Source organism: Enterobacter sp. HMSC16D10 (assembly GCF_001807145.1).
Classification (GTDB): domain Bacteria; phylum Pseudomonadota; class Gammaproteobacteria; order Enterobacterales; family Enterobacteriaceae; genus Enterobacter; species Enterobacter roggenkampii.
In genome coordinates this window covers 62857-83415 of record NZ_KV787817.1, presented here as the reverse complement: position 1 = coordinate 83415, position 20559 = coordinate 62857, and the positions used below count along the sequence as shown (strand labels likewise).

Sequence of the window (20559 nt, the reverse complement as noted above, 5' to 3'; positions counted from 1 at the left end):
GTAACCGCCACCCGGCAATTACCGCCGACCTAACGGCACCACCAGCGGCGTTCCCGCCACCGGATCGTCAATAATCATGCAGCGCATACCGTAGATCCGCGCGATCAGCTCCGGCGTGACAATCTCTTTCGGCGTACCCTGCGCCACAATCTCCCCGTCGCGCAAGGCAATCAGGTGCGTGGCGTAACGGCACGCCTGGTTTAAATCGTGCAGCACCGCCGCCAGAGTATAGCCCTGCGTGCGGTTCAGCTCGCTCAGCAACTCCAGCAGATCAATCTGGTGGCTGATGTCGAGCCAGGTTGTCGGCTCGTCCAGCAGCATGATCGACGTTTCCTGCGCCAGCACCATCGCAATCCACGCCCGCTGACGCTGGCCGCCGGAAAGGGTGTCCACGCTCTGCTGGGCGAGATCGGTGATGCCCGTCGCCCGCATCGCGCGGTTCACCGCCTCGTCATCTTCCTTGCGCCAGCGGGTAAACAGCGGCTGGTGCGGGTAGCGCCCGCGCGAGACCAGCTCCTGCACCGTGATGTCCCCCGGCGTGGTGGCGTTTTGCGCCAGCAGCCCGATGCGCCTGGCCACCTCTTTGCTGGCGAAGCGCTGGATCTGCTCCCCGTCGAGGAACACGCTGCCCTCAGCCGGCGTCATCAGGCGGCTCAGGGTGCGCAGCAGGGTCGATTTACCGCAGCCGTTCGGCCCGATAATCGCGGTGAAGTGGCCGTCCGGAATGGCAACGGATAAGTCACGGGCAATGATTTTTTTGCCGTAGCCGAGGGTGAGGTTTTCGCCGCGCAAGCGGGTGGTTGTGTCTGTCATTTCTTGCGTGACTCCTGAACGAGCAAGACGATAAGGTAAATGCCGCCGAGGCTGACGGTCACCACGCCCACCGGAAGCTGGTAAGGCATAAACAGCCGCTGGGCGCAGAGATCGGCGGCCAGCAGTAACAGCGCGCCGCACAGCGCCGCCTGAGTTAATCCCCAGCGCGCCGTCCCGCTTAGACGTCGTGCGATATGCGGCGCGACAAGGGCGATAAACGAGATCGGCCCGGCGATGGCGGTGGAGGCGGCGGTCAGCAATACCGCCACCAGCATCAGCATCAGGCGCGAGCGTTCGACGCTCACCCCCAGCGCGCAGGCGCTGTCGTCGCCCATCTCCAGCAGCCGCATGCGTCGCACCAGCAGCAGCGCGCCGATAAACATCAGCACAATCAGCGGCGCGGCGGGCCAGGTTTTGCCCCACGTCAGGTCGTTGAGAGAACCTGCGTACCACAGCCCGGCGGAAAGCGCCGTTTCCAGCGAGGCCTGCAGCAGCAGCCAGGTGTTAAAGGCCATCAGCATCGCACGGATGCCGATACCGATAATGATCAGCCGGAAGGTGTCGATACCGTTGCGCCAGGCCAGCAGCCAGATAACCAGCGACGTCAGAATGCCGCCCGCCATCGCCGTGAAGGTAATGGCCGTCAGGTGCTGGCCGAACAGCACCATCGCCACCAGCACGCCGCTCCAGGCCCCGGTATTGAGGCCCATCACGTCCGGGCTGCCGAGCGGGTTGCGCATCAGCGACTGGAATATCGCGCCGCTGACGCCGAGCGCCGCGCCGACCAGGATTGCCATCGCCACGCGCGGCAGTCGCCATTCGGTGACCACCATGGTGATGTTACGCGGCGCGCTGCCGGTGAGAGCGTGAAAGACCTGCGCGAAATCAAGCGTTACGGCACCGCTTTGCAGGCTCCAGACCGCCAGCAGCAGACTGGCGACGACCAGCAGGGAGACGCTGGTGACTAAACGACGGGACGGGGCCATCATGCGCCACCTCCGCGTTTACGGCGCACCAGGAAAATCAGCACCGGTGCGCCGATAAAGGCGCTGACCACCGAGACGCGCAGTTCACCCGGCACCAGCAGGCGGCCCAGCACGTCGGCAAACAGCAGCAGGGCAGGCGTCGCCAGCAGCGTGACCGGCAGAGACCAGCGGTGATCCGCCCCTACCAGCCAGCGCGCCATGTGCGGCATCATCAGGCCGATAAAGGCGATTGGCCCGACCACGGCGGTCGCGCTGCCGCACAGGACGGTGATGGCCAGCAGGCCAATCAGCTGCGTGCGCGCGACGCGGTTGCCGAGCGCGGTGGCGGTGTCGCTGCCGAGGCTCAGGCTGTTCAGCGCCCGGCTTAAACACAGCGCCACGGCGGCGGCAATCATCACCGGGATCGCCACCACTTTCAGGGTTTCAAGGGTGCGGATATCCAGCGAGCCGGCCTGCCAGAAGCGCAGCTGGTCGTAGACGTCCGGGTTGAGCAGGGCGATGCCGTTAGATAAGCCTTCCAGCACCGCCGCGAGCGCCACGCCCGCCAGCGTCAGGCGTACCGGGCTCAGCTGCCCACCGCCCTGGCTGCCGGTAAACGCCACCACCAGAGAGGCGACCAGCGCGCCGCAGAAGGCCATTACCAGCTGCTCAGACGGAGAGGTGAAGCCGAACAGCGCCGCGCCCAGCACGATGGCAAAGCTGGCGCCGGCGTTCACGCCGAGAATGCCGGGGTCCGCCAGCGGGTTGCGGGTGAGGGTTTGCATCAGGGCACCGGCAAGGCCGAGCGCGCCGCCGGCCAGCAGTCCAGCAAGGGTGCGGGGCAGGCGAGCGTCGAGCACGATAGTGCAGTCAGCGCTTTGGCAGGTGCCAGTAAGCGCATCAACGATGACGGACGCGGGAAGCGGCTTCGCGCCGACCAGCAGGCTGAGTGCAATCGCCAGGATCAACAGCAGCAATAAAACGGGCACAGCAACGGCGCGCACCGAAGATGAGGAAAACGACATAGCAACATCCATGATTTGATAATGATAGTGATTATCGTTATCTATCTTATTTGGCTATGTTAGCATGTGCGCCCATGGAATGGGTAGAATTACACTCAAGGCTTTGTCATGAATCAAAAATCCTGGCTGCTCAACCTCAGCCTGCTTAAAACGCACCCGGCGTATCGCGCCGTGTTTATTGCCCGCTTTATCTCCATTTTGTCCCTCGGCCTGCTCGGCGTGGCCGTGCCGGTACAGATCCAGACGATGACCCACTCCAGCTGGCTGGTGGGGTTATCGGTGACGTTAACCGGCGGGGCGATGTTTATCGGTCTTATGGTCGGCGGCGTGCTGGCGGACCGCTACGAGCGTAAAAAGCTGATCCTGCTGGCGCGCGGCACCTGCGGCGTGGGCTTTATCGGGCTGTGTCTGAACGCCATGCTGCCGGAGCCGTCGCTGATGGCCATTTATGCCCTCGGGCTGTGGGACGGCTTTTTTGCCTCCTTAGGCGTGACGGCGCTGCTGGCGGCGACGCCCGCGCTGGTCGGGCGCGAGAACCTGATGCAGGCGGGGGCGATCACCATGCTCACCGTGCGCCTCGGCTCGGTGATTTCGCCGATGGTTGGCGGCCTGCTGCTGGCAACCGGCAACGTGGCGTGGAACTACGGCCTGGCCGCGGCGGGGACGTTTATCACCACGCTGACGCTGCTGCGCCTGCCGCTGCTGCCACCTCCGCCGCAGCCGCGCGAGCATCCGCTGAAGTCCCTGATGGCCGCGATTCGTTTCCTGTTCAGCAACCCGCTGATTGGCGGGATTGCGCTGCTCGGCGGCCTGCTGACGATGGCGAGCGCCGTGCGCGTGCTCTACCCGGCGCTGTCGGGCGAGTGGCAGATGAGCGCCTCGGAAATAGGCATTCTCTACGCCGCCATTCCGCTCGGTGCGGCCTGCGGGGCGCTCATCAGCGGCAACCTGGCGCAGAGCGCGCGGCCGGGGTTGATTATGCTGCTTGCCACGCTGGCCTCGTTTATCGCCATTGGCTTCTTCAGCCTGATGCCGGTCTGGGTGCTGGGGGTGATGTGTCTGGTGATCTTCGGCTGGCTGAGCGCCATCAGCTCGCTGCTGCAGTACACCCTGATCCAGACCCAGACGCCGGAAGGAATGCTCGGGCGCATTAACGGCCTGTGGACCGCGCAGAACGTCACGGGCGATGCCATTGGCGCGGCGATCCTCGGCGGGCTGGGGGCAATAATGACCCCGGCGGCGTCCGCGAGCAGCAGCGGGTTTGTACTTGCGATAGTTGGCGGGATTTTGTTGATGGTATTAGCGGAATTGCGGCGGTTCAGGCAGGAGAGAGTGTTGACCTTGTAGGTCGGGTAAGGCGGAGCCGCCACCCGACAAAACGCCCGGTGGCACTGCGCTTACCGGGCCTACGGGGAACGTGCTTGTTATTTAAACATCGCATTCAAACGCTGTAACACCAGCATCGCGCTGTAATAATCCAGGCGGAACGTCTCGGTTCCCAACGCCCATACGCGCTTGTTTTTTACCGACGGCAGGTGCGCCAGCAGCGGGTTAGCGTAAATCGCCGCCACGTCTTTCTCGTCACCGGCAAACACAAACAGCCCTTCGCCGTTCAGCCCCGTCGCCAGGTTTTCACCGCCCAGCTGGATAATGTCGTGGCGCTTGCCCTGGCTTGTTGAGGTCTGCAACCCGGCAGGCAGGTCCGCCAGCGTAAAGCCCAGCTGGTGCAGCAGTTTGCCCTGCGCCGATTCGGCGGTCCACAGGTTGGCGGAATGCGCGGCGGCGGTGTAGACGATGGCGTTCACCGGCTGCGGCGGCAGCGTCATCTGCTGTTTCACCTGCGCGAGCTGTTTATCAAACGCGGCAATGCGCCCGGCGGCCTGCTTTTCGTGTCCGGTGATCGCGCCCAGCTGGGTCAGCAGCGCCTGCCAGCTCTTGTCGTCGTAGTTGATGATAAGCGTCGGCGCAATGGCGGAAAGCTGATCGTACAGCGCCAGCGCGGAATCCCCGCCGGTGGCGCTGATCAAAATCAGGTCCGGCATTTGCGCGGCCACCGCTTCAGCGCTCGGCTCGCCGATATACAGCCGGGCAACCTTGCGCTGCTTCGCGATATCGCCCCACTGGCGCAGGAAACCCTGTCCATCCGCCACGCGGTTGTTCGGCGTGGTCGCGCCGCTGGCGACGACCGGTGCGTCAATGGCCAGCAGGGAGCCGGTTAAGGTCACGCTGGTGGAGACAATGCGCGTCGGTTTGCTCTCAAGCGTGTGAACGCCGCGGCTGTCGGTCACCTGACGGGGCCAGTCGGCGGCAGCGGCTGAGGTAAGTCCTGAAACAAAAAGTGATAATAAAAGCAGGGGATTACGGAAAACGGCAGGGAATTTCACAGCGCGGGATCCTGTTTTTGTTGGAGATAATGCTTCTCATTTTCATATTTGCCGCAACGGGATGCAAGCTTTTGTCGCACAAGTTATTTGCCCGACGGTTGACAGCGAAGCGATGTGGGATTAGGTTAGCCGACGAAAATATAAATGATAATCATTATTGCTTCTTTTATCATTTTGAGGAGGATGATATGGATACGTCCCTGGCTGAGGAAGTTCAGCACGCCGCAACCACGCTGGAATCAGACCGTTTTTTCTTTATGTCGCCTTACCGCAGCTTTACCACGTCCGGCTGCTTTGCCCGCTTCAGTGAACCCGCCGTCGGCGGTGACGATCCGGCGGGTCGCTTCCAGCAAAAATTAGCCCAGGCCTTCCGCACGGCAAAAGCCAGCGGTATTGCTCACCCGGTGATGGTGGGGGCGATCCCGTTCGACACCCGCAAGCCCTCGTCGCTGTTTATTCCGCAACGCTGGGAGACCTTTTCCCGTCCCGCACGTCAGCAGTCCGCACGTTATTTTTCCGGCGCGCAGGCCCTGAAGGTGGCACAACGCACCGAGATCCCGCCGCAGCCCGTCTTCGAAGAGATGGTCGCTCGCGCCGCGTCGCTGACCGCCACGCCGCAGGTGAACAAGGTGGTCCTGTCGCGCCTGATTGATATCGCGACCGACAAACGCCTGGACAGCGGCGCTCTGATGGAGCGCCTGATCGCCCAGAACCCGGCGAGCTTCAACTTCCACGTGCCGCTGGAAGACGGCGGGGTGCTGCTGGGCGCCAGCCCGGAGCTGCTGCTGCGCAAAGAGGGAGCGCACTTTAGCTCGCTGCCGCTGGCGGGCTCCGCGCGCCGTCAGCCTGACGATGTGCTGGATCGCGAGGCGGGCAACAAGCTGCTGGCCTCCGAAAAGGACCGTCACGAGCACGACCTGGTCACCCAGGCGATGAAGGCCATTCTGGCACCGCGCAGCCACCATCTCAGCATGCCTGATTCTCCTCAGCTGATTACCACGCCGACGCTGTGGCATCTGGCAACGCCGGTAGAAGGCGAGGCGCGTGAAAACGAGAACGCCCTGACGCTGGCCTGCCTGCTGCACCCGACCCCGGCGCTGAGCGGCTTCCCGCATCAGGCGGCGAAAGAGCTGATTGCCGAGCTGGAGCCGTTCGACCGCGAGCTGTTCGGCGGCATCGTTGGCTGGTGCGACAGCGAAGGCAACGGCGAGTGGGTGGTGACCATCCGCTGCGCGCGTCTTCGCGAAAATACCGTTCGCCTGTTTGCCGGTGCGGGCATTGTGCCTGCCTCCTCCCCGGTGGGCGAGTGGCGCGAGACGGGCGTGAAGCTCTCCACCATGCTTAACGTTTTTGGTTTGCACTAAGGAAGACTCATGACCATTCCCTTTACCCGCTGGCCTGAGGATTTTGCCCGCCGCTACCGTGAAAAAGGCTACTGGCAGGATCTGCCGTTGACCCACATCCTGACGGATCGGGCGGACAGCGATGCGGTGGCGATTATCGATGGCGATCGCCGCATTACCTACCGCGCGCTGAATCAGGCCGTAAACAACCTGGCCTCAGCCCTTCAGGCGCGAGGATTGCAGCGCGGCGAGACGGCGCTGGTGCAGCTTGGCAACGTGGCCGAGTTCTACATGACCTTTTTCGCGCTGCTGCAAATCGGCGTCGCGCCGGTGAACGCGCTCTTTAGCCATCAGCGCAGCGAGCTGAACGCCTACGCGGCGCAGATCAAACCCGCCGTGCTGATCGCCGATCGCGACCACGCGCTGTTTGCGGGCGATGACTTCCTCAACGCTTTCGTGGGTGAACACCGTTCGGTACGCGTCGTGCTGCTGCGCGGCGATAAGGGTGAACATGCCCTGGACGCGGCGATTGCGCGTCCCGCGGACAACTTCATCCCGAACCCGACGCCCGCCGACGAAGTGGCGTTCTTCCAGCTCTCCGGCGGCAGCACCGGCACGCCGAAGCTGATCCCGCGAACGCACAACGACTATGACTACAGCATTCGTCGCAGCAACGAGATCTGCGGCATTACCGCCGAAACGCGTTACCTGAACGCGCTCCCTGCGGCGCACAACTACGCCATGAGCTCGCCGGGGTCGTTAGGCGTCTTTACCGCGGGCGGCTGCGTGGTGCTGGCGAACGATCCGAGCGCCACGCTCTGCTTCCCGCTGATTGGACAGCATCAGATTAACGTCACCTCGCTGGTGCCGCCTGCCGTCAGCCTCTGGCTGCAGGCGATTGCCGACGGGGCGGACAGCGCGCAGCTTAAATCACTGAAGCTGCTGCAGGTGGGCGGCGCGCGCCTTTCCGCCACGCTCGCGGCGCGTATTCCGGTGGAGATCGGCTGCCAGCTGCAGCAGGTGTTCGGCATGGCGGAAGGGCTGGTGAACTACACCGCGCTCGACGACGCCCCGGAACGCATCATCAACACCCAGGGCCGCCCGATGTGCCCGGACGACGAAGTGTGGGTGGCGGACGAGCACGGCAACCCGCTGCCGCGTGGGGAGGTCGGACGCCTGATGACGCGGGGCCCGTACACCTTCCGCGGCTATTTCAACAGCCCGGAACACAACGCCAGCGCCTTCGACGCCGACGGCTTTTACTGCTCCGGGGATCTGATCGCCATTGACGAGCAGGGCTACATCACCGTGCAGGGGCGCGAGAAAGATCAGATCAACCGCGGCGGCGAGAAGATCGCCGCCGAGGAGATCGAGAACCTGCTGCTGCGCCATGAGTCGGTGATCCACGCCGCGCTGGTGAGCATGGAGGACAGCCTGCTGGGCGAGAAGAGCTGCGCGTATCTGGTGGTGAAACAGCCCCTGCGCGCGGTCGAGGTGCGTCGCTTCCTGCGCGAGCAGGGCGTCGCCGAATTTAAGCTGCCGGACCGCGTGGAGAGCGTGGATGCGCTCCCGCTGACGCCGGTCGGCAAAGTTGATAAGAAACAGTTGCGCCTGTGGCTTGCTGAACGCGCCCGGGGCTGAGGAAAAGAGTATGGCCATTCCAAAATTAACCGCTTACGCGCTGCCGACCGCCGCAGAGCTGCCGACCAGCAAGGTGAACTGGGCGTTTGAGCCCGAGCGCGCCGCGCTGCTGATCCACGATATGCAGGAGTATTTCCTGAACTTCTGGGGCGAAAATAGCGACATGATGCAGCAGGTAGTCGCGAACATCGCCAGACTGCGCGCGTACTGCAAAGAACACAATATCCCGGTGTACTACACCGCGCAGCCGAAAGAGCAGAGCGATGAAGACCGCGCCCTGCTGAACGACATGTGGGGGCCGGGCCTCACCCGCTCGCCGGAGCAGCAGCGCATCGTTGCCGAGCTGGCGCCGGATGAAGCGGACACGGTGCTGGTGAAGTGGCGCTACAGCGCGTTCCACCGCTCGCCGCTGGAGCAGATGCTGAAGGAGACGGGGCGCAACCAGCTGTTGATTACCGGCGTTTACGCCCACATCGGCTGCATGACCACCGCCACCGACGCCTTTATGCGCGACATTAAGCCGTTCTTCATTGCCGACGCGCTGGCGGACTTCACCCGCGACGAGCACCTGATGTCGCTGAACTACGTTGCAGGACGCTCGGGCCGCGTGGTGATGACCGACGAGCTGCTGCCGTCCGTTCCGGCCTCGAAGGCCGCGCTGCGCGCGCTGATCCTGCCGCTCCTGGACGAGTCCGACGAGCCGATGGATGACGAAAACCTGATCGACTACGGCCTGGATTCAGTGCGCATGATGGCGCTGGCCGCCCGCTGGCGCAAAGTACACGGCGATATCGATTTCGTGATGCTGGCCAAAAATCCGACCCTCGACGCCTGGTGGGCGCTGCTCTCCCGCGAGGTGAAGTGATGGTGTTTGATTTCACCGGCAAAACCGTCTGGGTGACGGGCGCGGGGAAGGGGATTGGCTACGCGACCGCACTGGCGTTTGCCGAAGCCGGCGCGCAGGTGACCGGCTTCGATCTGGCCTTCCCGCAGGATGACTATCCGTTTGCCACCGAAACGCTTGACGTGGCGGATGCCGGGCAGGTGCAGGAGGTGTGCGGGCGGGTGCTGGCTTCGCTCGACCGCCTGGACGTGCTGGTCAACGCGGCGGGCATCCTGCGCATGGGGGCGACGGACCAGCTCTCGCAGGAAGACTGGCAGCAGACCTTTGCGGTCAACGTCGGCGGCGCATTCAACCTGTTCCAGCTGACGATGGGCCAGTTCCGCCGTCAGCAGGGCGGGGCGATTGTTACCGTGGCGTCCGACGCGGCGCACGCGCCGCGCATCGGCATGAGCGCCTACGGCGCATCGAAAGCGGCGCTGAAAAGCCTGGCCCTGACCGTCGGGCTGGAGCTGGCGGGCAGCGGCGTACGCTGCAATCTGGTGTCGCCGGGCTCAACGGACACCGACATGCAGCGCACCCTGTGGAAAAGCGACGATGCGGAGCAGCAGCGCATTCGCGGCTTCGGCGAGCAGTTTAAGCTCGGCATCCCGCTGGGCAAAATTGCCCGTCCGCAGGAGATAGCTGCGACCGTGCTGTTCCTTGCCTCCGATGCCGCCAGCCACATCACCCTGCAGGATATCGTGGTGGACGGCGGCTCCACGCTGGGGGCGTAAATGATCTGGAAACGTCATTTATCGCTTGAGGAGCTGAACGCCACCAGCGTGAATACCCTGGTGGCGAACCTGGGCATCGTCTATACCCGCCTCGGGGATGACGCGCTGGAAGCGGAGATGCCGGTGGATGCGCGTACCCATCAGCCGTTTGGCCTGCTGCACGGCGGGGCCTCGGCGGCGCTGGCGGAAACGCTCGGCTCAATGGCCGGATTTCTGATGACCCGCGACGGGCAGAGCGTGGTGGGAACGGAGCTGAACGCCACGCATCATCGGGCGGTATCCCACGGCAAGGTTCGCGGCGTGTGTCAGCCGCTGCATCTTGGGCGTTCGAGCCAGAGCTGGGAGATTGGGGTCTTCGACGAGCAGGGGCGGCGGTGCTGTACCTGCCGGTTAAGCACGATGGTGCTGGGCTAACTCAGATCAAAGTGATCGGCTTAACACTGTGGTGTAAATCTCTGGTTTGACCACACATTATTGCGTTTCAAAGTTGTTAAATTTTTCCGGTTGTTCTAGAAACAAAATGTAACATCTCACTGTTTCACGACAACGGACAACAACTATGAACAACTCAGGGAAATACCTTACATGGGCAGGGCTCTCCGTTGTGGGAGCTTTTGCCCTGGGCTATATCGCCCTCAACCGGGGAGAGCAGATCAACGCGCTCTGGATCGTCGTTGCCTCGGTCTGCGTTTACCTGATCGCCTATCGTTTTTATGGCCGCTATATCGCCAGGAACGTCCTGGGCGTTGATGCAACGCGCATGACGCCTGCCGTCCGCCATAACGACGGTCTGGACTATGTGCCGACCGACAAGAAAGTGCTGTTCGGTCACCATTTTGCGGCGATTGCCGGGGCAGGCCCGCTGGTGGGGCCGGTGCTGGCGGCGCAGATGGGTTACCTGCCGGGTATGATCTGGATCCTCGCCGGGGTGGTGCTGGCGGGGGCGGTGCAGGACTTTATGGTGCTGTTCGTCTCTACCCGCCGCGACGGACGTTCGCTGGGTGAGCTGGTGAAAGAGGAGATGGGGGCGACCGCCGGGGTGATTGCGCTGGTGGCGACCTTTATGATCATGGTGATCATCCTCGCGGTGCTGGCGATGATCGTGGTGAAAGCGCTGACCCACAGCCCGTGGGGAACCTATACCGTTGCCTTTACCATTCCGCTGGCGCTGTTCATGGGGATCTACATCCGCTACCTGCGTCCGGGCCGCATTGGTGAAGTGTCGGTGATTGGCCTGGTATTCCTCGTGTTCGCCATTATCTCCGGCGGCTGGGTGGCGGAAAGCCCGACCTGGGCGCCGTTCTTCGACTTTACCGGCGTACAGCTGACCTGGATGCTGGTGGGCTACGGCTTTGTGGCGGCGGTGCTGCCGGTATGGTTGCTGCTGGCCCCGCGTGACTACCTCTCTACCTTCCTGAAAATCGGCACCATTGTCGGGCTGGCAATCGGTATTCTGATTATGCGCCCAACGCTGACCATGCCGGCGTTAACCAAATTTATCGACGGTACCGGCCCGGTCTGGACCGGCAATCTGTTCCCGTTCCTGTTTATTACCATCGCCTGCGGTGCGGTGTCGGGCTTCCACGCGCTGATCGCCTCCGGGACGACGCCGAAGATGCTGGCGAATGAAAATCAGGCCTGCCTGATTGGCTACGGCGGCATGCTGATGGAGTCTTTCGTCGCCATCATGGCGCTGGTATCCGCCTGTATTATCGACCCGGGCGTGTATTTCGCGATGAACAGCCCGATGGCGGTCCTGGCTCCGGCGGGCACCGTTGACGTGGTGGCTTCCGCCGCGCAGGTGGTGAGCGGCTGGGGCTTTGCGATTACGCCTGAAACGTTGACGAGCATCGCCAGCGAAGTGGGCGAGCAGTCGATTATCTCCCGCGCGGGCGGGGCGCCGACGCTGGCGGTCGGCATGGCCTACATCCTGCACGGCGCGCTGGGCGGGCTGATGGACGTCTCGTTCTGGTATCACTTCGCCATTCTGTTTGAAGCGCTGTTTATCCTGACGGCGGTGGATGCGGGAACCCGTGCGGCGCGCTTTATGCTGCAGGATCTGTTGGGCGTCATCTCCCCGAACCTGAAGCGGACCGATTCGCTCCCGGCTAACCTGCTGGCGACGGCGCTGTGCGTGCTGGCGTGGGGCTACTTCCTGCATCAGGGCGTGGTCGATCCGCTGGGCGGGATCAACACCCTGTGGCCGCTGTTCGGTATCGCCAACCAGATGCTGGCGGGCATGGCGCTGATGCTCTGCGCGGTGGTGCTGTTCAAGATGAAGCGCCAGCGTTACGCGTGGGTGGCGCTGGTGCCGACCGCGTGGCTGCTGGTCTGTACCCTGACGGCGGGCTGGCAGAAGGCCTTCAGCCCGGATAACAAGGTGGGCTTCCTGGCGATCGCCAACAAGTTCCAGGCGATGATCGACAGCGGCAAGATCCCGGCGCAGTACACCGAATCGCAGCTGTCGCAGCTGGTGTTTAACAACCGTCTGGACGCCGGGCTGACCATCTTCTTTATGGTGGTGGTCGTGGTGCTGGCGTTGTATTCTCTCAGGACCGCGCTGGCGGCATTGAAAGTCGACGCGCCAACGGCGAAAGAGACGCCGTATGAGCCAATGCCTGAAAACCTGGAAGAGATTGTGACCCAGGCCAAAGGGGCGCATTAACCCGTGTGCCGGGTGGCGCTAGCGCTTACCCGGCCTACATTCCCTGTGAGATCAGAACTATGTTCGACACCCTTTCCAAAGCCGGTAAGTACCTGGGCCAGGCCGCCAAAATGATGATTGGCGTGCCGGACTACGACAACTACGTCGAGCATATGCGCGTCAACCATCCGGACCAGACGCCCATGACCTACGAAGAATTTTTCCGCGACCGCCAGGACGCCCGCTACGGCGGCAAGGGCGGGGCGAAGTGCTGTTAACCCTCTTTCGGGAGATAGAGGCTGATCTGCTCCTGCTTACAGCCGTAGATCGCCGCCAGCTTTTCGCGGGTGCGCTTTTGCGGACGGGAGTCCAGCGCTTCCAGCTGTGACACGGCGGACTGGCTGATGCCGAGTTTCTCCGCCACCTCCTGCTGGGATAGCCCGCGCAGGATACGCCACGCGGCCTGCAGGCTGACGTTCTGCCAGGTCATGATGCTGCACACGTCTCCGGGCAACTCCACGTCATCCAGACTATCGTGTTCGACCTCAATATCCTCCAGATCGTCATCGGTTTCGTCGTCGATCTCTGCCATCTGTGAGCACATGCGGAAGTATTCGTGATAAGGAATAACCACATACTGCGTTTTACCGTTATCGTCCTTAATTAGCTGAACAGCCATAGGTGGCTTTCTCCTCATGCAGGTAAGTCGTTGAAGTTCTGCGCTTGACGGCTAAAACATAACAGTGGTTATCGGGATCGTCCCGAAGCGTATAGATGATGCGGTAATCGCCAACGCGTAGCCGGAAATGATTTTCTGTCGCCGATATTTTTTTGATATCGGGCCGGGGTGCCGAGCGGTCATCCAGTTCGGCAAGCTTTACCTCAATGCGGCGTTGATACCGCTCGTCAATTCTGGAAAAAGCCTTTTTTGCACCATTAGACCAGACAATCTTCATCCGTACCTCCACTGTACGCCCACACAAATTATAAGGAAATAATAAGACTATTAGATAAATTCCGAATTTCTTATGGGGTACTGTAGAACGGAGAAAAAACCGGAGAAAGCGGCAAAACGCGAACCGTCGAGAGCGCTCGGAAACGCCTCTGCCTGGCGACAGAGGCTTACAGCGAGATTGCGATCAGGCGTTCAACCCGCCGTCGACATCCAGCCCTGTGCCGGAGATCTGCCCGGCCGCCGGGCTGGCGAGGAAGGTGACCGCCGCCGCGATATCTTCCGGCTGGCCGTAGTGGCCGACCGCAATCATCTGGCGCTGGGCTTCCGCCTGTTCGCCGTCTTCCGGGTTCATATCGCTGTTGGTGGGGCCGGGATGCACCAGGTTAACGGTAATGCCGCGCGGCCCCAGATCGCGCGCCAGGCCGCGGGTGAGGGAGTTAAGGGCAGACTTGGTCATCGAGTAAACGGCAATACCCGGCATCGCCACGCGGTTCGCCAGACAGCTGCCGATGTTGATGATGCGCCCGCCGTCGGACATGTGCACCAGCGCTTCCTGAATGGCGATCACCACGCCGCGTATGTTGACGTTGATAAGAGCGTCAATATCCGCCAGCGTCATGGACTCCAGCGGGCCGCCTCGCGCGATCCCGGCGTTGTTGACCAGAATGTCCAGCCCGCCAAGGGAACGCGCCGCATGGGTGACGGCATCCTGAATCGCCTGCGCGCTGGCGCTGTCGGCCTGAATCGCTTCGCCGTGCCGCCCAAGCGCCTTGATTTCATCGGCGACCGCCTGGGCTTTATCGGCGGATTTTTCATACGTAATAACCACATCGGCACCGGCGCGTGCCAGCGACAGCGCGATAGCCCGACCCAATCCACGGCTGGCGCCGGTAACCAGCGCCTTTTGACCTGTTAAATCGATCTGCATGATGACCTCGTGACGAGAGTGGTGAGAATCATCATTAGGTATAGCCTGTCGGCGCGATTAACGGCTGAAGGATTCCACCTTCTCAAACGCGGCGCGCAGAACGTCGGGCGTTAACGTCACCGGCAGAGAGTGAATTGACTCCACCGGACGCAGGGTGTGAGCTATCACCTTATCCAGCTCGTCGCGGTTGTGAATATCGACGTCCAGCGCGCGAAGCGTGGTCGGGAGGTTAAAGCGCCGGTACGCCGCCACCAGCTGCGCCAGCACGTCGTCCTGGCCGAGCAGGGCGCTCTGGGCCAGAATGCCGTAGGCCACTTTAGTGCCGTGCAGGTATTTTTCCGTCTGCGGCAGCACGGTTAAGCCGTTGTGCACCGCATGCGCCGCCGCCACGCGGGTATAGCGCTCGCCCAGACCGCCGACCATCCCGCCGCCGGCGATAATCGCGTCCACCACGTCCCGGAACGCCTGCGTCTGTTCGCCGCGCTGCTGGTCGGCCAGCGCTTCCTCACTGTGCTCCAGCAGCACGTCGCGGATCGCCAGCGCGCCGTTAAGGCCAAGCCGCACGGTCAGCGGCAGGTTCTCCGGCTCAGGTGCCAACACCACCGCTTCGTACCATTTCGCCAGCGTATCGCCGATACCCGCCAGCAGGTATTCGGCCGGGGCGTTGAGAATGATCTGCGGCTCCACCAGCACCAGGAAGTTGGCGTCATCGAAGATCTCAAACTGCAGCGCCTGACCGGCATCGTTGTACCAGACGGAGAGTGGCGTCCACGCCGCGCAGGTGGCGGCAATGGTGGGGATGCCCACGAACGGCACGCCCAGACGACGCGCTACGGCCTTGACCGTATCCAGCACCGCGCCGCCGCCGACGCCAATCACCACGCTGGTGTCGCTGCCGGATTCGTCCACCAGATGGGTGACGTCGCGCTCGCTGCAGTGGCCTTTAAAAAGCAGGTGTTTCGCTCCCGGCGCGTGAAAGCTCTCCGGCAGGAACGGGCGCGCGCCGTCGATAGCGCGCTCGCCGTAAATCCACACCGCGCGGGAAAGCTGCTCCGGGGTAAAGAAGTCATTCAGACGCGCAAGGCTTCCGGAATGGGAGAAGTAGTTCGCCGGGCCAGGCACGACGCGGATATCGGTGTTGCTCATGGTGTTGTCCTTTTTTAGCAAGCGCTAACCCGATGTTATGTCTGGACATCCGGATGGCTAATAATATTTCGCTTTAACTTATGCCTTTTCCGTCGTTGTCAGTCAACCGGAGCTGTGAAAAATTCGATAAATCAGAAGAGTTATGAAGGATTTACGCGGATGGTTTCCAGTCGCCTTGAGATGCGCGGTATCAGCCTGGCCTTTTCCGGCTTTCAGGCGCTGTCGCGCGTGAACTTCACCTTAACCGGCGGATCGGTACATGCGCTGACCGGCGCCAACGGCGCGGGGAAATCGACGCTGATGGCGGTGCTGTGCGGAACGCACGACCACTATGAAGGCGAAATCTGCATTAATAACCAGCCGGTAAGCATCCGCGAGCCGCTGGACGCCAAACGGCTGGGGATCCACCTCGTGCAGCAGGAGGTGGACGTGGCGCTGATCCCGGGATTAAGCATCGCCGAGAACATCATGCTCGACCAGCTGGCGCAGCCGGGGCATCGCTTCAGCTGGCGCGCCGTCCGCCAGCAGGCGAGACAGGCGCTGGCGCAGCTGGATGTTTCTCTGGACGTTCGCCGCTCCATCGACAGCTGCACGCTTGCCGAAAAGCAGCAGATTTTGCTGGCGCGCGCCCTGTCACACCACTGCCGTTTTCTCATTCTTGATGAGCCCACCGCGCCGCTGGACGCGCACGAGAGCGAGCGCCTGTTTGCGGTGGTGAGACGGTTAAAGCAGCAGGGCATCGGCGTGGTGTTTATCTCCCACCGCATTCACGAGCTGAAGGCCATCTGCGACACCCTGACGGTGCTCCGCGACGGCAAGCTGATTGAGTCCGGCCCGATGGCCGATCTGAGCGGCGAAGCGATCGTCGAGAAGATGCTCGGCCACGTGCTCAGCGATATCTACCCGCCCGCGCGGCCGCCGCACGGCGACGAAACGCTGCTGCGGGTTGAAGGGTTGCACGACGACGCGCTGCTGAAAGATATCTCGCTGCACCTGCGCAAGGGCGAAATTCTCGGCATTGCCGGGCTGGCGGGCGCGGGCAAAACCGAACTCTGTAAGGCGCTGTTTGGCGCCAGTAAAAGCCGCGTCGCGAACGGCGAGCTGAACCATCAGGACTGGAAACCGCGCGACCCGGCGGACTCGGTGCTGCGCGGCCTGGCGCTGGTGCCGGAAGAGCGGCGCAAAGAGGGCATTTTTATCGACGAGCCGGTGAGCATGAATCTTGCCGTGTGCGCCGATAACAGCTTTTCGCGCTGGAGCCTGTTCGGCCATCGTCAGGCGTGGCGCTGGGCTGAGGAGGTGATCGCCCGCGTCGGCGTGCGCGCCCGCGGTCCCGGGCAGGTTTTGCGACGTCTCTCCGGCGGCAACCAGCAGAAGGTGGCCATCGGCAAGTGGCTGCGCAATGACGCGAGCGTGCTGATCTTCGACGAGCCGACCAAAGGCGTGGACGTGAAGGCCAAAACCGATCTGTTCCAGCTGATTGACGGCCTGGCGCGCGAGGGCAAAGGGGTGATTTACGCCTCGGGCGAATTTGCCGAACTGGTCGGGCTGTGCGACCGCATCTGCGTCCTGTGGGACGGGCGCATCGTGGCGGAAATCGCCGGGGCCGAGGCCCGTGAAGAGACACTACTTTATTATTCAACCGGAGGAACGGCGTCGTGAGCAAGGCCCTTTCAGTAAACGCGACGGCGTCTGGCCGTCAGCAGATTTTCGATTTTCTCTACAAGTGGGGCATGCTGTTAACCGTCGTCGCGCTGGTGGCCGTCTTTGGCCTGGCGTCGGACAGCTTCCTCGATCCGAACAACATCATCAATATTCTGCGCTCGATTGCCATCGTGACGGTGATTGCCATCGGCGTGTCGATATCGCTGACCATTGGCGGGTTCGATCTCTCCGTAGGATCGACCGCGTCGCTGGCGAACGCACTGGTGATTTCCCTTTTCGTCTGGCACGGCTTCGGCACCACCGAGTCGATTCTGATCACCCTCGCGCTCTGCACGCTGGTGGGGCTGTTTAACGCCTTTCTGATCGTCATCCTGCGCATTCCGGACATGCTCGCGACGCTGGCCAGCCTGTTTGTGATCCAGGGTGTGGCGATGACCTACAGCTACGGCGGGTCGATTACCGAGAACATGGTGCTGCCGAGCGGTGACATGGCGGAAGGCACCATTCCGGCGACGTTCAGCCTGCTGGGGCAGGTGCCGACGATTGTGATCATCATGCTGGTGGTGACCGTGCTGGCGCAGCTTGGCCTCTCGTTGACCACTCACGGACGCCGGATGTACGCCATTGGCGGTAACCCGGAAGCGGCGCGCCTCTCGGGGATTCGCACCACCCGCTACAAGGTGGCGGCCTACGTGATTGCCTCCCTGCTGGCGGGCCTGGGCGGGATTTTGCTGGCCTCGCGCATTGGCTCGTCGCAGGTGAACGCGGGCGGCGGTTATCTGATGGATGCGGTGGCGGCGGCGTGGATCGGCTTCTCGCTGGCCGGGTCCGGCAAGCCGAATGCCCTGGGGACCCTGGTGGGGGCGGTGATTCTCGGCGTGCTGTCGAACGGGCTGGTGATGCTCTCCGTGCCGTATTACGCCATGGACATTATAAAAGGGCTGGTGCTCGCGGTAGCGCTGGCGATTACCTACATACAAAAACGCTGACAACACAACGGGATAAAAAATGAAAAAGATTGCACTCTCTTTGGTGGCATTAGGGTTATTCACCGCTCTGCCTGGCTTCGCGGCCACGCCCGCACCGCTCCCGGCGGCCATTGCCAGCCATGACGGCCCCATTCGCATCGCAGTGATCCGTAACCTCGGCTCAGACGACAACACCACGCAGTTTATTGCCGGGGCCATTCAGGAAGGGAAGAAGCTTGGCTTTAAGGTCAGCACCTTTTTAAGCAACGGGGACGACGCCAAATTCCAGGACTTCGTGAACCAGGCCATCAGCCAGAAGTACGACGGGATTATCCTGTCTCAGGGCCGCGATCCGTACTCCACCGCGCTGGTGAAGAAGGCGGTGGACGCCGGGATTAAGGTTGCCGTGTTTGATACCGCCGTCAACGGCGAGATCCCGGGCGTGACCGTTACCCAGCAGGACGATGCCTCTCTGACTAATCTCTCCTTCGGCCAGCTGGCGAAAGATTTCAACGGCAAGGCCAATATCGTCAAGCTGTGGGTAGCGGGCTTCCCGCCGATGGAGCGTCGTCAGGCGGCGTATAAAGAGTTGCAAAAACAGTACCCGGACATCAAAGAGCTGGAGTCTATCGGCGCGGTCTCCTCTGACGTGCAGGGCGACACCGCCAACAAGGTGGGCGCGATCCTCGCGAAATACCCGAAAGGTAAAATCGACGCCATCTGGGGAACCTGGGACGCCTTCAGCCAGGGCGCGTATAAGGCGCTGAAAGAGAACGGCCGTACCGAGATTAAACTCTACAGCATCGACATCTCCAACCAGGATCTGCAGCTGATGCGCGAGCCGGGCAGCCCGTGGAAGGTGAGCGTGGCGGTGGATCCGAAGCTGATTGGCGCGACCAACGTGCGTCTGGTGGCGAACAAGATTGCCGGGGAAGCCACGCCTGCGACCTACGATTTTAAGGCGGCCGCTATTCCACAGGCGCTGCTGACCGCCCAGCCGGGCGCGGTGAACGTGGCGTCGCTGGGGAAAATCATTCCGTGCTGGGGTCAGACGGAAGATTTTATCGCGCCGTGGTTTGCGACGCTGGAAGCCAGGTCAAAATAATGCCCGGTGGCGCTGCGCTTACCGGGCCTACGGTTTGGTAGGCCGGGTAAGGCGCAGCCGCCACCCGGCGAAAGGAGCTCAAGGTGACTCATTTACCCCCTCCCGAATACAGCCGCAATATGCGGCTGATTGGCCATAGCGATCAGGGCGGTCGCCCGGACGGCGTGCAGCTGATGGTGCACCGCGGTTTCGCCTGGATCGGCCATATGGTGTCGCAGGGCTTTTCGATAGTGGACGTGCGCGACCCGAAAAACCCGAAACCCGCGGGCTATGTTCCCGCGCCGCCCGGCACCTGGAACGTGCACCTCCAGGCGCATGACGATCTCCTGCTGGTCATCAACGCCCGGGATCTGTTTGCCGATGCGCGTTTTGCCGACGAGAAGGTCTACTACACCCGGCAGGTGGGCGAGACCGTCAGCGACGTGCAGGACAAAGGCTGGAGCGCCGGGCTTCGCGTTTTTGATATCTCCACGCCGGACAGACCGCGCGAAATCGGCTTTCTGTCGCTGAGCGGCATCGGTATTCACCGCATCTGGTACGTCGGCGGCCGCTGGGCGTACGTGTCGGCGCTGATCGACGGCTTTACCGACTACATCTTTCTGACGATTGACCTGGCCGACCCGCGTAAGCCCGAGGTGGCAGGGCGCTGGTGGCTGCCGGGGATGAATCAGGCAGAAGGGGAGAAGCCTAACTGGCCGGAAGGGAAACGCTACGCGCTCCACCACGCGATTATCGCCGGCGATACGGCGTACGGCAGCTGGCGCGACGGCGGCCTGACGCTGCTGGACGTGAAGGATCGTACCCAGCCGAAGCTGATTAGCCACCGTAACTGGAGTCCGCCGTTTGGCGGCGGCACGCACACCGCGCTGCCGCTGCCGGACCGCGATCTGCTGGTGGTGCTGGACGAAGCGGTGCTCGATAACCAGGAAGACGGCGAGAAGCTGATCTGGCTGTTTGATATCCGCGAGCCGTCGAACCCGGTCAGTATCTCTACCTTCCCGCAGCCGGATGAAATCGACTACGTGGCGAAAGGGGCGCATTTCGGCCCGCACAACCTGCACGAGAACCGGCCGGGGAGCTTTGTCAGTTCAACGCTGATTTTTGCCACCTATCAGAATGCGGGCGTGCGCGCGTATGACATCTCCAATCCGTATCGGCCCGTGGAAACCGGTGCGCTGGTGCCTGCGGCACCGGAGAAAATGATGGATACCCGCCCGAATCGCCCGCAGGTGATCCAGTCGTGTGACGTGTTTGTGGATGCGCAGGGAATTATCTACAGCACGGACTATAACGGCGGGCTGTCGGTGATTGAGTATCTGGGGTGAGTTTTTGCCGGGTGGCGGCTTCGCCTTACCCGGCC

General features: G+C 62.3%; 20 protein-coding genes. 12 read left to right on the top strand and 8 right to left on the bottom strand.

The genetic code is table 11. From position 1 onward, the window contains the following. Positions 1-18 precede the first annotated feature (18 nt). From fepC to fepD, 3 genes are read right to left on the bottom strand one after another with little or no spacing between them, the layout of a single operon-like run. A complete protein-coding gene (gene fepC, locus HMPREF3143_RS00640; protein ID WP_070531336.1) occupies positions 19-813 on the bottom strand; it encodes an iron-enterobactin ABC transporter ATP-binding protein in 795 nt (264 codons plus the stop codon). Beyond that, entirely contained in the window at positions 810-1799 is a 990-nt protein-coding gene (gene fepG, locus HMPREF3143_RS00635; RefSeq protein WP_139145848.1) for an iron-enterobactin ABC transporter permease, read from the bottom strand. Before fepG ends, fepC begins: the two co-directional genes overlap by 4 nt. Next, positions 1799-2803: a Fe(3+)-siderophore ABC transporter permease gene (fepD, locus tag HMPREF3143_RS00630; RefSeq protein WP_070531331.1), complete on the bottom strand. Its 1005-nt coding sequence runs from the start codon at positions 2801-2803 to the stop codon at positions 1799-1801. Before fepD ends, fepG begins: the two co-directional genes overlap by 1 nt. Positions 2804-2911: 108 nt before the next feature. On the opposite strand from fepD, the gene entS reads away from it, so the two are divergent. Further along, positions 2912-4150 carry an enterobactin transporter EntS gene (entS, locus tag HMPREF3143_RS00625; protein WP_070531326.1) on the top strand — a complete coding sequence of 413 codons (1239 nt, stop codon included), beginning with the start codon at positions 2912-2914 and terminating at the stop codon, positions 4148-4150. Positions 4151-4227: 77 nt separating this feature from the next. Here entS and fepB read toward each other — a convergent pair whose 3' ends face one another. Next, positions 4228-5187, bottom strand: coding sequence for a Fe2+-enterobactin ABC transporter substrate-binding protein (fepB, locus tag HMPREF3143_RS00620; protein ID WP_070531324.1), 960 nt, complete (start codon positions 5185-5187; stop codon positions 4228-4230). Between the two features lie 188 nt (positions 5188-5375). Between fepB and entC the strand changes: the two genes are divergently transcribed. From entC to HMPREF3143_RS00585, 7 genes are all read left to right on the top strand, one after another. Beyond that, positions 5376-6551, top strand: coding sequence for an isochorismate synthase EntC (entC, locus tag HMPREF3143_RS00615; RefSeq protein ID WP_032674342.1), 1176 nt, complete (start codon positions 5376-5378; stop codon positions 6549-6551). A 9-nt stretch (positions 6552-6560) separates the two neighbouring features. Next, positions 6561-8171 (top strand): (2,3-dihydroxybenzoyl)adenylate synthase EntE, encoded by a 1611-nt coding sequence (gene entE / locus HMPREF3143_RS00610; protein WP_070531321.1) that lies wholly within the window; start codon positions 6561-6563, stop codon positions 8169-8171. 10 nt (positions 8172-8181) lie between these two features. Further along, positions 8182-9036 (top strand): isochorismatase, encoded by an 855-nt coding sequence (locus HMPREF3143_RS00605; protein WP_059363406.1) that lies wholly within the window; start codon positions 8182-8184, stop codon positions 9034-9036. After that, positions 9033-9788, top strand: coding sequence for a 2,3-dihydro-2,3-dihydroxybenzoate dehydrogenase EntA (gene entA, locus HMPREF3143_RS00600; RefSeq protein WP_087450592.1), 756 nt, complete (start codon positions 9033-9035; stop codon positions 9786-9788). Before HMPREF3143_RS00605 ends, entA begins: the two co-directional genes overlap by 4 nt. Then, positions 9789-10202 (top strand): proofreading thioesterase EntH, encoded by a 414-nt coding sequence (gene entH, locus HMPREF3143_RS00595; RefSeq protein ID WP_008500995.1) that lies wholly within the window; start codon positions 9789-9791, stop codon positions 10200-10202. Positions 10203-10347: 145 nt separating this feature from the next. Beyond that, on the top strand, positions 10348-12453 hold the full coding sequence (cstA, locus tag HMPREF3143_RS00590; RefSeq protein WP_032656163.1) for a pyruvate/proton symporter CstA: 2106 nt from the start codon (positions 10348-10350) through the stop codon (positions 12451-12453). A gap of 59 nt (positions 12454-12512) precedes the next feature. Beyond that, positions 12513-12710, top strand: coding sequence for a YbdD/YjiX family protein (locus tag HMPREF3143_RS00585; RefSeq protein WP_006809671.1), 198 nt, complete (start codon positions 12513-12515; stop codon positions 12708-12710). Here HMPREF3143_RS00585 and HMPREF3143_RS00580 read toward each other — a convergent pair. The 4 genes from HMPREF3143_RS00580 to HMPREF3143_RS00565 all read right to left on the bottom strand — a co-directional run bounded on the left by HMPREF3143_RS00580 (position 12707) and on the right by HMPREF3143_RS00565 (position 15461). Then, positions 12707-13111: a helix-turn-helix domain-containing protein gene (locus HMPREF3143_RS00580; RefSeq protein ID WP_008500997.1), complete on the bottom strand. Its 405-nt coding sequence runs from the start codon at positions 13109-13111 to the stop codon at positions 12707-12709. The genes HMPREF3143_RS00585 and HMPREF3143_RS00580 overlap by 4 nt on opposite strands. After that, complete coding sequence (locus HMPREF3143_RS00575; RefSeq protein WP_023326881.1) at positions 13092-13388, bottom strand: type II toxin-antitoxin system RelE family toxin; 297 nt, start codon at positions 13386-13388, stop codon at positions 13092-13094. Before HMPREF3143_RS00575 ends, HMPREF3143_RS00580 begins: the two co-directional genes overlap by 20 nt. A 183-nt stretch (positions 13389-13571) precedes the next feature. After that, positions 13572-14315 carry an SDR family NAD(P)-dependent oxidoreductase gene (locus HMPREF3143_RS00570; RefSeq protein WP_070531318.1) on the bottom strand — a complete coding sequence of 248 codons (744 nt, stop codon included), beginning with the start codon at positions 14313-14315 and terminating at the stop codon, positions 13572-13574. A 57-nt stretch (positions 14316-14372) separates the two neighbouring features. Continuing rightward, positions 14373-15461: an oxidoreductase gene (locus HMPREF3143_RS00565; RefSeq protein WP_070531315.1), complete on the bottom strand. Its 1089-nt coding sequence runs from the start codon at positions 15459-15461 to the stop codon at positions 14373-14375. 159 nt (positions 15462-15620) lie between these two features. Between HMPREF3143_RS00565 and HMPREF3143_RS00560 the strand changes: the two genes are divergently transcribed. The 4 genes from HMPREF3143_RS00560 (at position 15621) to HMPREF3143_RS00545 (ending at position 20524) form a co-directional block, all read left to right on the top strand. Beyond that, positions 15621-17123 (top strand): sugar ABC transporter ATP-binding protein, encoded by a 1503-nt coding sequence (locus HMPREF3143_RS00560; RefSeq protein ID WP_070531313.1) that lies wholly within the window; start codon positions 15621-15623, stop codon positions 17121-17123. Next, positions 17120-18115: an ABC transporter permease gene (locus tag HMPREF3143_RS00555; protein WP_045909610.1), complete on the top strand. Its 996-nt coding sequence runs from the start codon at positions 17120-17122 to the stop codon at positions 18113-18115. Before HMPREF3143_RS00560 ends, HMPREF3143_RS00555 begins: the two co-directional genes overlap by 4 nt. 19 nt (positions 18116-18134) lie before the next feature. Beyond that, positions 18135-19199: a sugar ABC transporter substrate-binding protein gene (locus tag HMPREF3143_RS00550; RefSeq protein WP_070531310.1), complete on the top strand. Its 1065-nt coding sequence runs from the start codon at positions 18135-18137 to the stop codon at positions 19197-19199. 83 nt (positions 19200-19282) lie between these two features. Next, entirely contained in the window at positions 19283-20524 is a 1242-nt protein-coding gene (locus HMPREF3143_RS00545; RefSeq protein ID WP_172513528.1) for an LVIVD repeat-containing protein, read from the top strand. The last annotated feature ends 35 nt before the right edge of the window (positions 20525-20559 follow it).